Below are 13,868 nucleotides of genomic sequence, written 5' to 3'. Positions count from 1 at the left end.
GACCCGGGCCTTGCCGCAAGGCCCCCGGTGCGCTATAGGTTGAGAGTGGCAAGGAGTGGGCGACTCCTTGCCTTTGTCTTTGCTGCGGTGCGCGCGTACTTCGCGCCAGTCAACGACCCGCCAGGACCAACGAATGCGGCGTCGACATCGGCGCTTCCCGCTCGACCTCCAGCCAAAGGACTTCTCTCGGGGCCGCCAAGAAAAGTTCAACACTTGACCATGATTCGCCAACACTCACCCATGATTCAGTAACCCGAACGGAGGCGCGTCGAGCCGGACATACGTTCCCCTCCGTGAACTCTGATCCAGTACCTGACGGAGCGGTCCGCCCACAGCGGACGGCATCCGGCGCCCCGGTCACCGGCACGACACCCCCCGCCCGGCGCTCCCTCCTGCGCGCCGCGCTCACCGGGACCGCTGTCCTCGGAACCGGCCTCGCCGTCGGCGCCTCCCCCGCGGTCGCCGCGCCCCCCACCACCGCTCCGCGCAAGCGGCCCACCACCGCCGAGGAGGCTCTGCGGGAGCTGGCGGCGGGCAACTGCCGCTGGCGTACCTTCCGCGAGCGGCACCCCGACGAGACGCCCGTCGTCCGCCAGGCGCTGACGACCGGTCAGCACCCCTTCGCCCTCATACTCGGCTGCATCGACTCCCGGGTCCCTCCGGAGCTGGTCTTCGACCAGGGCCTCGGCGATCTGATGACCGTCCGCAGCGCGGGCCAGGTCCTCGACGAGGCCGTGCTCGGCAGCCTCGCGTACGGCGTGCTCGAGCTGGGCATCCCGCTGCTCATGGTGCTCGGCCACCAGTCGTGCGGGGCAGTGAAGGCCACGGTCCAGGCGGACGAGTCGGGCGAAGAACTGCCCGCCCACATCCAGTACCTGGCCGACCAGATCAGCCCGGCCATCGACCGCAGCAAGGAGGGTGACGCGCGCATCGACGCGACGATCGACGCGAACATACGGCTCATCCGGTCACGGCTCGCCGCGGAGCCCGATCTCGCCGCCAAGGTGGACTCGGGCGCGCTGGCCATCGTCGGCGCCCGCTACGAACTGACCACCCAGCGAGTGCACCGCATCAGCTGAACCTCCGTACATGGCGGGGAGATGGCCGCGATGGAGAGCCACCGCGGCCATCTCCCCGGAAAACCGACGATCACGGCTGCACCAGGAACTCGAGGCGGCGGCCGAGCGGTCCGCCCGAGCTGAAAGGTCGTCAACTGCGGCAGCCGCCCATCCGGCCCGGCCACAGTACGCGGCCCTGCATGCCTCGATCTCCGCGAAGTGCTCCATCGCGGGTGGGGACCACCTGACTCTGGCCGACCCGCCGATGCCCCGCAGGGCCAGACGGTCACGTGCCAAGCGGCTGGTCAGCTGCGGACCTGGTGCTCGACCCGGTGGCGGATGTATTCGTCGGGATGCGACCGGGCGATGGCCACCGCGGCGTCGACGAGAGAGCGACCGCGTCGGCGCCGTTCGCCGTCCTGCACGGTGGCTCCCCCCTACGCCTGCCCCTCGCCGTCCTGCACGACGCTCCGCCCTACGCCTGCCCCTCGCCGTCCTGCACGACGCTCCGCCCTACGCCTGCCCCTCGCCGTCCTGCACGACGCTCCGCCCTACGCCTGCCCCTCGCCGTCCTGCACGACGCTCCGCCCTACGCCTGCCCCTCGCCGTCCTGCACGACGCTCCGCCCTGCGCCTGCCCTTCCTGTACGGCGGCACGCCTGCCCGCGTCCTTCGCCGTGGTGGGCCTGACGGCCGCCACCGCCGCCGCGTTCGCACTGACCGCCGGGTGTCCCACGTGGCGGCGCATCCACCTGCCGGTGACCCGTCCCGCGGCTGAGCAAGCTCGCCCCGTCGCGCCTCTGGACCTCGCGCCCCCAAGCTCGCCGCAACTGGCCTCACCTTGACGACGCCACACCAACAGGGTCGGTAGCGCCACGATCACCATCCGACATTTTGTTGGAACGTCCTGACAAACCTGTTGACATCACCGATGCGCCGTTTCATAGTACGTGGCAACTAGAGCGCGCTAGTGGCGCGCTCTAGCAACCCATCAGCGGCCACACCCACGGCTGCCACAGACAACAGCGCTCCGCCGCACAAGGCACGCCCCAAACCCCTCGCCCGCCGCGCCAGGCCGGGCGGGACCTCTTCGTCAAGGCCGAAACCTCTTTCCCACCTGATCAGCACAGCGAGGTGCAAGGGACATGCACAGAAACCACCGAGCCGCCGCCCTGACCGCCACGGTCCTCACCGGCGTCCTGCTCGCCACGGGCTGCTCCAGCAGCTCCGGCGGCAAGAAGTCCGAGGAAGGCGGCGCGGCCGCCTCGGCGGGCAAGGCCACCACCCCCCGCATGACCGTGGCCATGGTCACCCACGCCTCCCCCGGCGACACCTTCTGGGACCTCATCCGCAAGGGCGCCCAGGCCGCCGCCGCCAAGGACAACATCAAACTCGTCTACTCCAGCGACCCCAGCGCCGGCAACCAGGCCAACCTCGTCCAGAACGCCATCGACCAAAAGGTCGACGGCATCGCCCTGACCGCCGCCAAGCCCGACGCCATGAAAGACGTCGTCGCCAAGGCCAACGCCGCCGGCATCCCCGTCGTCGGCTTCAACTCCGGCGTCGACGACTGGAAGAAACTCGGCATGCTCGAATACTTCGGCCAGGACGAGAACATCGCCGGCCAGGCCTTCGGCGCCCGCCTCAACCAACTCGGCGCCAAGCACGCCCTGTGCGTCATCCAGGAACAAGGACAAGTCGCCCTCGAAGCCCGCTGCGCCGGCCTGAAGAAGGGCTTCACCGGCACCACCGACATCCTCTACGTCAACGGCACCGACATGCCCTCCGTGAAGTCGACCATCACCGCCAAACTCAAGGCCGACTCCACCATCGACCAGGTCGTCACCCTCGGCGCCCCCATCGCCCTCACCGCCGTCCAGTCCGTCTCCGACGCCACCAGCAAGGCCAAGGTCGCCACCTTCGACCTCAACAAGGACCTCGTCAAGGCCGTCCAGAACGGCGACGTCGAATTCGCCGTCGACCAGCAGCCCTACCTCCAGGGCTACCTCGCCGTCGACTCCCTCTGGCTCTACAAGACCAACGGCAACTTCAGCGGCGGCAGCACCGCCCCCATCCTGACCGGCCCCGCCTTCATCACCAAGGACAACGTCGACCAGGTCGCCCAGTTCGCCGCGAAGGGCACCCGGTGATGAGTATGACCCAGCACGCCGAGCCGGCGGTGACCACACCGCCGGCCCCCGGCCCCAAGGAAACCGACGGGCGCACCGCGCAACGCCCTCTGGCGTTGCGGTTGTTGGCTCGCCCCGAAGTGGGTGTGTTCCTCGGTGCCGTCGCGGTGTACGTCTTCTTCCTGGTCGCCGCCCCGCCGGTGCGTGACGGCAGCTCGATGGCGAACGTGCTGTACCAGTCGTCGACCATCGGGATCATGGCCCTGCCGGTGGCCCTGTTGATGATCGGCGGGGAGTTCGACCTGTCGGCCGGCGTCGCGGTCATCACCTCGGCTTTGACGGCGAGCATGCTCGCCTATCAGCTCAGCATGAACGTGTGGGCAGGCGTGATCATCGCACTCCTGGTCTCCCTGGGGGTCGGCTTCTTCAACGGCTGGATGGTGGTCAAGACCGGCCTGCCCAGCTTCCTGGTCACCCTGGGCACCTTCCTGATCCTGCAGGGCGTCAACCTCGCGGTGACCAAGCTGGTGACCGGGAACGTGGCCACCGACGACATCAGCGACATGGACGGCTTCGACGGGGCCAGGAAGGTCTTCGCCTCCACCTTCGAAATCGGCGGCGTGAATGTGAAGATCACGGTGGTGTACTGGCTGGTGTTCGCCGCCATCGCCACCTGGGTGCTGCTGCGCACCAAGTACGGCAACTGGGTGTTCTCGGTGGGCGGGAACAAGGAGAGCGCACGGGCGGTCGGCGTGCCCGTGACCTTCACCAAGATCTCGCTGTTCATGCTGGTCGGCTTCGGCGCCTGGTTCATCGGCATGCACAACCTGTTCTCCTTCAACACCGTGCAGTCCGGTGAGGGCGTGGGCCAGGAGCTGATCTACATCTCCGCGGCCGTCATCGGCGGCTGTCTGCTGACCGGTGGTGCCGGCTCCGCGATCGGTCCGGTCTTCGGCGCGTTCATGTTCGGCATGGTGCAGCAGGGCATCGTCTACGCCGGCTGGAACCCGGACTGGTTCAAGGCCTTCCTCGGCGTGATGCTGCTCGGCGCCGTCCTGATCAATCTGTGGGTCAGCCGCACGGCGACCCGGAGGTGACCGCAATGAAAACCAACGGAACCGGAACCCACGGCGCGATCCTCGCGGACACCGTCCCGGCCAACGGCGACGGGGCGATCGTCGAACTGCGCAACGCGGGCAAGTCGTACGGCAACATCCGTGCCCTGCACGGGGTGAGCCTGAAGGTGTTCCCCAGTCAGGTCACCTGTGTGCTGGGCGACAACGGCGCCGGCAAGTCCACCCTCATCAAGATCATCTCCGGGCTGCACCAGCACACCGAGGGCGAGTTCCTCGTCGACGACACCCCGGTACGCTTCGCCACCCCCCGCGAGGCCCTCGACAAGGGCATCGCCACCGTCTACCAGGACCTGGCCACCGTGCCGCTGATGCCGGTGTGGCGCAACTTCTTCCTCGGCTCCGAGATGACCAAGGGCCCCTGGCCCGTCCGCCGCCTCGACATCGAGAAGATGAAGAAGACCGCCGACCACGAGCTGCGCGAGATGGGCATCGTCCTCGACGACCTCGAACAGCCCATCGGCACCCTCTCCGGCGGCCAGCGCCAGTGCGTGGCCATCGCCCGCGCCGTCTACTTCGGCGCCCGCGTGCTCATCCTGGACGAGCCCACCGCCGCCCTGGGCGTGAAGCAGTCCGGGGTGGTGCTGAAGTACATCGCCGCCGCCCGCGACCGCGGCCTCGGCGTCATCTTCATCACCCACAACCCCCACCACGCCTACATGGTCGGCGACCACTTCAGCGTCCTGCGCCTGGGCACCATGGAACTCTCCGCCGAGCGCAGCGACATCAGCCTGGAGGAGCTGACCAACCACATGGCCGGCGGCACCGAACTCGCCGCACTCAAGCACGAGTTGTCGCAGGTCCGCGGCGTCGACGTCGAAGAACTCCCCGAAGAGGAGGACCTCACCGGACCCGTCGCGACTGCTGGCGAAGCGGCCTCCTGACAACGGCGAAGGCGGTTCGGACGGGGCGTCCATGGGCCGGTCACAGAACCGCCGAGCCCAGGACACCTGGTCCAATGCGCCACCCCCGTATCCCCCACTGAAGTACCAGGAAGGCACTCCCTCGTGAAGATCGCTCTCGACCCTTACATGATCCGCAATGTCCCGTTGCTCGAACTTCCCTCCGTGGTGGCGGAGTTGGGCTACGAGTGGATCGAGCTGTCCCCCCGGGAGGACTTCATCCCGTTCTTCCGCCACCCCCGCGTCGACGACACCACCGTCCGCAAGTTCCGCAAGGCACTGGACGCAGCCGGCGTCGGCATCTCCTCCCTGCTGCCGCTGTTTCGCTGGTCCGGCCCGGACGAGGACGCCCGCCAGGCCGCCGTACGGTACTGGAAGCGGTCGATACAGATCGCCGCCGACCTCGGCGTGGACAGCATGATCTCCGAGTTCAACGGGCGGCCGGAAGAATCCGACCGCAGCGAGGCGCAGTTCTGGAAGTCCCTGGAGGAGCTGCTGCCGGTGTTCGAGCGGGAGGGCATCAAGCTCGCCCTGGAACCGCACCCGGACGACTTCATCGAAAACGGCTACGACGCGATCAACCTGATCCGGGGCATCAACCACCCCAACGTCACGTTCCTCTACTGCGCCCCGCACACCTTCCACATCGGCAACGACGCCCCCGGCATCATCAAGTACGCGGGTGACCTGCTCACCCACGTCCACCTGGCCGACGCGTTCGACCACACGGCGTCCTCGGGCAACCGCTACATCCTCAACCCGCCCGGCACGCCTGCCCGCATCCACCAGCACCTGGACATCGGGCAGGGCGAGGTCGACTTCGACGAACTCTTCCGCGAACTCCGGGCGAACGGCTTCGACGGCACCCTCACCGCCTGCGTCTTCGCCTGGGAAGAACGCGCCAAAGAATCCTCCCTCTTCATGCGCGACAAGATCAACGAATACCACGCCGACTGGGCCTGACGAACCCCGACCACCCCGGGGCGCAGGTCGCCACGCCAGTCGCCGGCCATCCTCACCCTCCTCTTGGCGGCAGGCGCGACATCAGGTCGAGAAGCCCCGCATCAAGACCGCCACTCCATTCCGGTCTCCGGAACGAAGGGAAAGCAGCGTCATGCCGATTGAAGTGCTGACCATGGGCCGCGTGGGAGTGGACGTGTATCCGCTCCAGACGGGCGTGGGGCTGGCGGAGGTCACGTCGTTCGGCAAGTACCTCGGCGGCAGCCCGACGAACGTGGCCGTGGCCGCCGCCCGCTACGGCCACGCGTCCGCCGTGATCACCAAGACGGGCCGCGACCCCTTCGGGGACTTCGTGCGCACGGCCCTGGAAAGCTACGGCGTCGACAGCCGTTTCGTGGGTAGGTCGGACATCGCGCCGACCCCTGTGACGTTCTGCGAGATCTTCCCGCCGGACGACTTCCCGCTGTACTTCTACCGGCTGCCCAAGGCCCCCGACCTCGACATCCGTATTGAGGAACTGGACCTGGCCGCGGTGCGCGACGCGGCGGTGTTCTGGGTCACCGGGACCGGCCTGAGCGAGGAGCCGAGCCGTTCGGCGACGCTGGCGGCACTGGAGCACCGGGCCAAGACGGCACCGACGGTGTTCGACCTGGACTGGCGGCCGATGTTCTGGACCGACCCGGCCCAGGCGCGAGCCCTGTACGGGCAGGCGCTGCGGCACACCACGGTCGCGGTGGGCAATCTCGACGAGTGCGAGGTGGCCACCGGGGAGCGCGAGCCGTACGCGGCCGCGAAGGCGCTGCTGGCCGCGGGTGTGGAACTGGCGGTGGTCAAGCAGGGGCCCAGGGGCGTGCTGGCGATGGACCGGGACGGCTCGCCCGCCGAGATCCCGCCGGTGCCGGTGGACGTGGTCAACGGGCTGGGTGCCGGGGACGCGTTCGGCGGGGCGCTGTGTCATGGGCTGCTGTCGGGCTGGGACACCCGTCGCACAGTGTCCTTCGCCAACGCCGCCGGCGCGATCGTCGCGGGCCGGCTGGCCTGCTCCGAGGCCATGCCGACCGAGGCCGAGGTCGAGACCAAGCTGCGCGAGGCATCCCTCGCGACGACTGAAGGAAAGGCGTGACGACGTGCTGTCCGACAACGTGAGCCGCATCGTGGGCGCCCGGGTCAAGGATCCCGGGGCTGTCGCCACGGCGGCCGCCCGACGTGTCAGAGCCACGTCGCTGCTCGGTGAGCACGGCAAGGCGATGATCATCGCTGCCGACCACCCGGCGCGAGGCGCCAACGGTGTCGGCGGCGACCCCAACGCCATGGCCGACCGCTTCGAGCTCCTCGACCGTCTGTGCATCGCCCTGGAGCGGCCGGGGGTGACCGGTGTACTTGCCACGGCCGACATCCTGGAGGACCTGCTGCTGCTCGGGGTCCTGCACGGCAAGAGCGTCTTCGGCTCGATGAACCGGGCCGGGCTTGCGGGGTCGGTCTTCGAGATCGACGACCGCTTCACCGGCTACGACGCCGAGACGATCGCCGCAATGGGCTTCGACGGCGGCAAGATGCTCACCCGCATCGCCCTCGCCGATCCGGCGACCCCATCCCTCCTGGAGAACACCGCCCGCGCCATCGACGAACTGAATGACCGTCACCTCGTTGCGATGGTCGAACCGTTCATCTCGGTGTGGCAGGACGGGAGGATCCGCAACGACCTCGCCACCGATGCGGTCGTCAAGTCGATCAGCATCGCCTCGGGGCTGGGCCGGCGTAGCGCCTACACCTGGCTGAAGCTGCCGGTCGTGGCCGACATGGAGCGCGTGCTGGCCTCCTCGACCCTGCCGGCGCTGCTGCTGGGCGGTGAGGTCACCGATCCGGAGGCCGCGTTCGCCTCCTGGGGCAAGGCACTCAAGCAGCCCACCGCGCAGGGCCTGGTCGTGGGCCGCTCCCTGCTCTACCCGTCCAACGGCGACGTCGCCGGGGCGGTGGACAAGGCGGTGAGTCTGCTGTGAGCAGCAAGTACCACCTGCCGAAGGGAACGTCGGCCGATGGACCGTACGACGCCGTGGTCACGCCGGAGTCGGCGGGCTGGGGATACTCCGGGCTCAGGATCCTGACCCTCAAGCCCGGTCAGGCGCACACCCTGTCCACCGGTGACGCGGAGTTCCTGGTCCTGCCGCTGACGGGCTCGTGCACCGTCACCACGGACGGCAGCGTCTTCGAACTCCAGGGCCGCAGCAGTGTGTTCGCTTCGGTCACCGACTTCGCGTACCTCCCCCGCGAGTCGGAGGCCGTCATCAGCAGCGCGCAGGGAGGACGGTTCGCGCTGCCGTCCGCCCGCACCGGGCGGAGCTCACTCTCCGCCCCGGGCGCGCTGCCCTCGGCCCGTACCGAGCGGGGCTCACTCTCCGCCCGGTACGGGCCCCAAGAGGGCGTGCCCGTAGAACTGCGCGGCGCAGGGGCCTGTTCCCGGCAGGTCAACAACTACTGCCTGCCCGGCACGTTCGAGGCGGAGCAGCTGCTGGTGTGCGAGGTCCTCACGCCCGGCGGCAACTGGTCCTCCTACCCGCCGCACAAGCACGACGAAGCCCGACCGGGAATCGAGTCGGAGCTTGAGGAGATCTACTACTTCGAGGTCGCAGGCGGCGAGGGCGGCTTCGGCTATCAGCGGGTCTACGGCACCCAGGACCGGCCGATCGATGTGCTCGCCGAGGTCCGCTCCGGCGACACCGTCCTGATCCCGCACGGCTGGCACGGCCCGTCCATCGCCGCGCCCGGCCACGACCTGTACTACCTCAACGTCATGGCCGGCCCCGGCCAGGAACGCGCCTGGCTGATCTGCGACGACCCCGCCCACGGCTGGGTGCGGACGACCTGGGAGTCCCAGGACGTCGACGACCGGCTTCCGTTCGGAGAGAACCGTTGACTTCCTCCCCCTCCTGAAGGGAGGGGGATTCCTACAGCTCGCGCCGTAGGGGTTTCTGCTTCATCGCCAACTGCCCGCCCGGAGTGCTCCGTTGAGGTCTTACACCAGCTCCACAGACAGACGCCGTCAGCCCGACGGCCAGGATGTTCTTCGCCGCGTTCACGTCCCGGTCGTGGGTAGTCCCGCAATCGCAACGCCATTCGCGGACGCTCAGCGGCATCTTGTCCTGCAAGGTGCCGCAGACGGAGCACAGCTTGGAGGAGGGGAACCAGCGGTCGATCGCGATCACTTCGCGGCCGTACCACTGGGCCTTGTACTCCAGCATGCTCCGGAACTCGGACCACGCCGCATCGCTGATAGCGCGGGCCAGGCTGCCGTTCTTCACCATGTGCCGAACGGCGAGGTCCTCGATCACGATCGTTTGGTTTTCACGAACGAGCCGAGTGGTGAGCTTATGCAGGTGGTCGCGCCTGCGATCTGCAATGCGGGCGTAGACCTTGGCGACCTTCCGGCGCGCCTTGGCTCTGTTCGCTCCGTCACCCTTGGCCTTGCGGGCAAGTTCCCGCTGCGCCTTCGCGAGACGTGCGCGGTCGCGGCGCTCGTGCCGGGGGTTGGAGACCTTCTCGCCACTCGACAGGGCCAGCAGGTGGTCGAGCCCGACGTCGATACCGACAGCCGTGCCGGTGGCGGGGAGCGGCTGGACGGACGGATCCTCGCACAGAAGGGACACGTACCAGCGTCCGGCCGCGTCCTGCGACACGGTCACCGTGGACGGAGACGCGCCCTCGGGCAGCGGACGGGACCAAACGATGTCGAGCGGCTCCGCCATCTTCGCCAGAGTCAGCTTCCCGTCCCGGAACCGGAATGCGCTGGTGGTGTACTCCGCCGACTTCCGCGACTTCTTCCGCGACTTGAACCGCGGGTACCTGGCCCGCTTGCCGTAGAAGTTGGTGAACGCCGTCTGGAGGTGCCGGAGGGCCTGTTGGAGCGGGACGGAGGAGACGTCGTTGAGGTACGCGAGTTCCTCGGTCTTCTTCCACGCCGTCAGCATCGCCGACGTCTGGTTGTAGTTCACCCGCTCCTGTCGCGTCCACGCTTGCGTGCGCGCCGCGAGGGCCAGGTTGTAGACCTTCCGCACGCAGCCGAACGTGCGGGACAGCTCGGCTGCCTGCGCATCGGTCGGACAGAAGCGGTACTTGAACGCCCGCTTCACGTGGGTGGTCCTCACGGTTCACATACTGCCTCATCAGTTTGTGACGGCTCACGGGTAGTTGGGGGCAGACGCCCGTCCGCCCTGGCGGCGAACCGGCTCTTCTTGCCCTGCTCCGCAGGGGTTCGATTCCTCCCCGCCCTAAAGGACGGGCTTTCCTCGAAGGAGATCCGATGAACACCGTCCGACTGACCACCGCTCAGGCCCTGGTGCGCTTCCTGGCCAACCAGTACAGCGAGCGCGACGGCCAGGAACAGCGACTGATCCCCGGCATGTGGGGCATCTTCGGCCACGGCAACGTCGCCGGTCTCGGCCAGGCCCTCCTCCAGGCCGCCACCACCGGCGAGGCCGACCTGCCCTACTACCTGGCCCGCAACGAACAGGGCATGGTCCACGCCTCCGTCGCCTACGCCAAGATGCGCGACCGGCTGGCCACCTTCGCCTGCACCGCCTCCACCGGCCCCGGCTCCACCAACATGATCACCGGAGCGGCACTGGCCACCACCAACCGCCTCCCGGTGCTGCTGCTGCCCTCGGACATGTTCGCAACCCGCGCCGCCGACCCCGTCCTGCAGCAACTGGAGGACACCCGCGCAGGGGACGTCACCGTCAACGACGCCTTCCGCGCCGTATCGAAGTACTTCGACCGCATCTCCCGCCCCGAGCAGTTGATCCCGGCGGCGCTGGCCGCGATGCGGGTGCTCACCGACCCGGTGGAGACCGGTGCGGTCACCCTCGCCCTGCCGCAGGACGTGCAGGCCGAGGCCTACCACTGGCCCGTCTCCTTCTTCCGGCGCCGGGTGTGGCACGTGGGCCGCCCGGTGCCGGAACCGGCCGCCGTGGAGCGAGCCGCCGCGCTGCTCCGTAATGCCAAGAAGCCGCTGATCGTGGCCGGTGGCGGGGCGGTCTACTCCGGTGCCGAGACCGCACTGCGCGCCTTCGCCGAGGCCACCGGCATCCCCGTCGCCGACACCCACGCCGGCAAGGGCGCCGTCCCCTGGGACCACCCGTGCGCGGTCGGCGCCATCGGCTCCACCGGCTCCCGCGCGGCCAACGAACTCGCTCGCGAGGCCGATGTCGTCCTGGGCATCGGCACCCGCTACTCCGACTTCACCACCGCCAGCCACACCGTCTTCGCCAACCCCGACGTCACCTTCGTCAACCTCAACGTCGCCCGCCTCGACGCGGTGAAGCATTCGGCGGAGCCCCTGGTTGCAGACGCCCGCCTCGGCATCCAGGCCCTCGCCGGAGCGCTGACGGACTGGGAAGTCGACCAGGAGTACCGCAAGCGCACCCGTCAACTCATCGCCCGTACACGGGAGATCGAGGACAGCTGCTTCAACATGGGTCACGGTCCGCTGCCCGCCCAGACCGAGATCCTCGGCGCGCTCAACCAGGTGCTCGACGACCGTGCCGTGGTCGTCAACGCGGCCGGCTCCATGCCCGGCGACCTGCAACAACTGTGGCGAGCCCGCGACCCCAAGGCCTACCACGTCGAGTACGCCTACTCCTGCATGGGCTACGAAGTCGCTGCCGGCGTCGGCGCCAAGATGGCCGACCCGACACGCGAGGTCGTCGTCCTCGTCGGCGACGGCTCCTACCTGATGATGGCGCAGGAAATCGTGACCATGGTCTCCGAAGGCCTGAAGGTCATCATCGTCCTGGTCCAAAACCACGGCTTCGCCTCCATCGGCGCCCTGTCCGAATCACTCGGCTCGCAGCGCTTCGGCACCAAGTACCGCTTCCGCGACAGCGACTCGGGCCTGCTCAACGGCGACGTGTTGCCCGTCGACCTGGCGGCCAACGCCTCCTCGCTCGGGGCGGACGTCCTGCACGCCACGTCGGTGGACGAGTTCCGCAGTGCGATGGAGAAGGCCAGGGCCGCCACCCGCACCACCGTCGTCCACGTCGAGACCGACCTCTACGGCCCCAACCCACCCGGCCACGGCTGGTGGGACGTCCCCGTCAGCCAGACCTCCGCGCTGGAGTCCACCCGCACCGCATACGACACCTACGCCACCCACAAGCGCGCCCAGCGGCACTACCTCTGACAAGGAACCTCACGTGACAACCATCCCCCACTGGATCAACGGCTCCACGGCCCTGAGCGCGGACACCGCCCCTGTCTTCAACCCGGCCACCGGCCAGGAACAGGCCCGGGTCGTCCTCGGCGGCGCGGCCGACGTGGACACCGCAGTCTCAGCCGCCGCGAACGCCTTCGAAACCTGGTCCGAGTCGTCGCTGACGCAGCGCACCCAGGTCATGTTCGCCTTCCGCCAACTCCTCGTCGACCACGAAGAAGAACTCGCCCGGATCATCTCCGCCGAACACGGCAAGACCGTCGACGACGCCCGCGGCGAAATCGTGCGCGGCCGCGAAGTCGTCGAGTTCGCCTGCGGACTCGGCGACGTGCTGAAGGGATCCTTCTCCGACCAGGTCTCCCGCGGCGTCGACGTGCACAACTTCCGCCAGCCCCTCGGCGTCGTCGCCGGCATCACCCCCTTCAACTTCCCCGCCATGGTGCCCCTGTGGATGCACCCCATCGCCATCGCCACCGGCAACACCTTCATCCTCAAGCCGTCCGAGCGCGACCCCTCCGCCGCCAACTTCGTCGCAGAGCTGTATCAGCGCGCAGGCCTCCCGGACGGGGTGTTCAACGTCGTCCACGGCGGCAAGCCGGCCGTCGACGCGATCCTCGCCCACCCCGGCATCGAAGCCGTCTCCTTCGTCGGCTCCACGCCGATCGCCAAGTACGTCCACGAGACGGCAACCGCCCATCACAAGCGTGTCCAGGCCCTCGGCGGCGCCAAGAACCACGCCGTCGTCCTGCCCGACGCCGACCTCGAATTCGCCGCCAACCACATCACCGCAGGCGCCTACGGCTCCGCCGGCGAACGCTGCATGGCCGTCTCCGTCGCCGTCGCCGTCGGCGACGCAGCCGACCGCCTGGTCGAAATCCTGGAACGCAAGGCCCGCGAGGTGAAGGTCGGTCCCGGCGACAAGCCCGGCACCGACATGGGCCCCCTGGTCACCAAGGCCGCCCAGGAACGCGTCGAGAACGCGGTCAGCACCGCTCAGGTCCAGGGCGCCACCGTCGTCGTCGACGGCCGCGGCCTGAAGGTCGAAGGACACGAAGAGGGCTTCTTCACCGGGCCGTCCCTGCTCGACCACGTCACGACCGCCATGGACGCCTACCAGGAAGAACTCTTCGGCCCGGTCCTGGCGATCGTCCGTGTTGAGTCGCTCGGCGAGGCCATCGACCTCATCAACGCCAACCCCTACGGCAACGGCACCGCCCTGTTCACCGCCTCCGGCGAAGCCGCCCGCCGATTCCAGCGCCACATCCACGTCGGCATGATCGGCATCAACGTCCCCGTCCCCGTCCCCATGGCCTACTACTCCTTCGGCGGCTGGAAGGACTCCCTCATCGGCGACAACCCCATCCACGGCCCCGAAGGCATCCGCTTCTACACCCGCCCCAAGGTCGTCACCACCCGCTGGCCCCAGCCCACCCGACACACCGCCGCCGGCTTCAACTTCCCCACCTCCAACTGACACCACCG

Annotated in this window: 11 protein-coding genes; 10 read left to right on the top strand and 1 reads right to left on the bottom strand. The window is 68.6% G+C overall.

The window, feature by feature from the left end; translation table 11 throughout:
• Window positions 1–293 precede the first annotated feature (293 nt).
• From ABZO29_RS42765 to iolB, 8 genes are all read left to right on the top strand, one after another.
• Complete coding sequence (locus ABZO29_RS42765; RefSeq protein ID WP_367325589.1) at window positions 294–1,079, top strand: carbonic anhydrase; 786 nt, start codon at window positions 294–296, stop codon at window positions 1,077–1,079.
• A gap of 1,123 nt (window positions 1,080–2,202) precedes the next feature.
• A complete protein-coding gene (locus ABZO29_RS42760) occupies window positions 2,203–3,207 on the top strand; it encodes a sugar ABC transporter substrate-binding protein (RefSeq protein ID WP_367324961.1) in 1,005 nt (334 codons plus the stop codon).
• Window positions 3,207–4,283, top strand: coding sequence for an ABC transporter permease (locus ABZO29_RS42755; RefSeq protein WP_367325588.1), 1,077 nt, complete (start codon window positions 3,207–3,209; stop codon window positions 4,281–4,283). Before ABZO29_RS42760 ends, ABZO29_RS42755 begins: the two co-directional genes overlap by 1 nt.
• Window positions 4,284–4,288: 5 nt before the next feature.
• Window positions 4,289–5,203, top strand: coding sequence for an ATP-binding cassette domain-containing protein (locus ABZO29_RS42750; RefSeq protein ID WP_367325587.1), 915 nt, complete (start codon window positions 4,289–4,291; stop codon window positions 5,201–5,203).
• Between the two features lie 123 nt (window positions 5,204–5,326).
• Window positions 5,327–6,184, top strand: coding sequence for a sugar phosphate isomerase/epimerase family protein (locus ABZO29_RS42745; protein ID WP_367325586.1), 858 nt, complete (start codon window positions 5,327–5,329; stop codon window positions 6,182–6,184).
• 151 nt (window positions 6,185–6,335) lie between these two features.
• Window positions 6,336–7,304 carry a 5-dehydro-2-deoxygluconokinase gene (iolC, locus tag ABZO29_RS42740; protein ID WP_367325585.1) on the top strand — a complete coding sequence of 323 codons (969 nt, stop codon included), beginning with the start codon at window positions 6,336–6,338 and terminating at the stop codon, window positions 7,302–7,304.
• A 4-nt stretch (window positions 7,305–7,308) separates the two neighbouring features.
• A complete protein-coding gene (locus ABZO29_RS42735; RefSeq protein ID WP_367325584.1) occupies window positions 7,309–8,181 on the top strand; it encodes an aldolase in 873 nt (290 codons plus the stop codon).
• Window positions 8,178–9,095, top strand: a complete 918-nt coding sequence (gene iolB / locus ABZO29_RS42730; protein ID WP_367325583.1) for a 5-deoxy-glucuronate isomerase — start codon at window positions 8,178–8,180, stop codon at window positions 9,093–9,095. The genes ABZO29_RS42735 and iolB overlap by 4 nt, the downstream gene beginning before the upstream one ends.
• Before the next feature lie 31 nt (window positions 9,096–9,126).
• Here iolB and ABZO29_RS42725 read toward each other — a convergent pair whose 3' ends face one another.
• Window positions 9,127–10,323, bottom strand: a complete 1,197-nt coding sequence (locus ABZO29_RS42725; RefSeq protein WP_367325582.1) for an RNA-guided endonuclease InsQ/TnpB family protein — start codon at window positions 10,321–10,323, stop codon at window positions 9,127–9,129.
• Between the two features lie 155 nt (window positions 10,324–10,478).
• On the opposite strand from ABZO29_RS42725, the gene iolD reads away from it, so the two are divergent.
• Both iolD and ABZO29_RS42715 read left to right on the top strand, forming a co-directional pair.
• Window positions 10,479–12,356, top strand: coding sequence for a 3D-(3,5/4)-trihydroxycyclohexane-1,2-dione acylhydrolase (decyclizing) (iolD, locus tag ABZO29_RS42720; RefSeq protein WP_367325581.1), 1,878 nt, complete (start codon window positions 10,479–10,481; stop codon window positions 12,354–12,356).
• A gap of 13 nt (window positions 12,357–12,369) precedes the next feature.
• Window positions 12,370–13,860: a CoA-acylating methylmalonate-semialdehyde dehydrogenase gene (locus tag ABZO29_RS42715; protein WP_367325580.1), complete on the top strand. Its 1,491-nt coding sequence runs from the start codon at window positions 12,370–12,372 to the stop codon at window positions 13,858–13,860.
• The last annotated feature ends 8 nt before the right edge of the window (window positions 13,861–13,868 follow it).

This window comes from Streptomyces sp. HUAS ZL42, from assembly GCF_040782645.1.
Classification (GTDB): Bacteria; Actinomycetota; Actinomycetes; order Streptomycetales; family Streptomycetaceae; genus Streptomyces.
Note: the sequence above shows the minus strand (reverse complement) of the source record. Positions and strands in the feature narration are given on the sequence as shown.

Excerpts from the sequence above, each read along its gene's own strand:
- ABZO29_RS42750 (WP_367325587.1), top strand. The coding sequence starts at position 4,289 with ATGAAAACCAACGGAACCGGAACCCACGGCGCGATCCTCGCGGACACC.
- iolC (WP_367325585.1), top strand. The coding sequence starts at position 6,336 with ATGCCGATTGAAGTGCTGACCATGGGCCGCGTGGGAGTGGACGTGTAT.
- ABZO29_RS42760 (WP_367324961.1), top strand. The coding sequence starts at position 2,203 with ATGCACAGAAACCACCGAGCCGCCGCCCTGACCGCCACGGTCCTCACC.
- ABZO29_RS42755 (WP_367325588.1), top strand. The coding sequence starts at position 3,207 with ATGAGTATGACCCAGCACGCCGAGCCGGCGGTGACCACACCGCCGGCC.
- iolD (WP_367325581.1), top strand. The coding sequence starts at position 10,479 with ATGAACACCGTCCGACTGACCACCGCTCAGGCCCTGGTGCGCTTCCTG.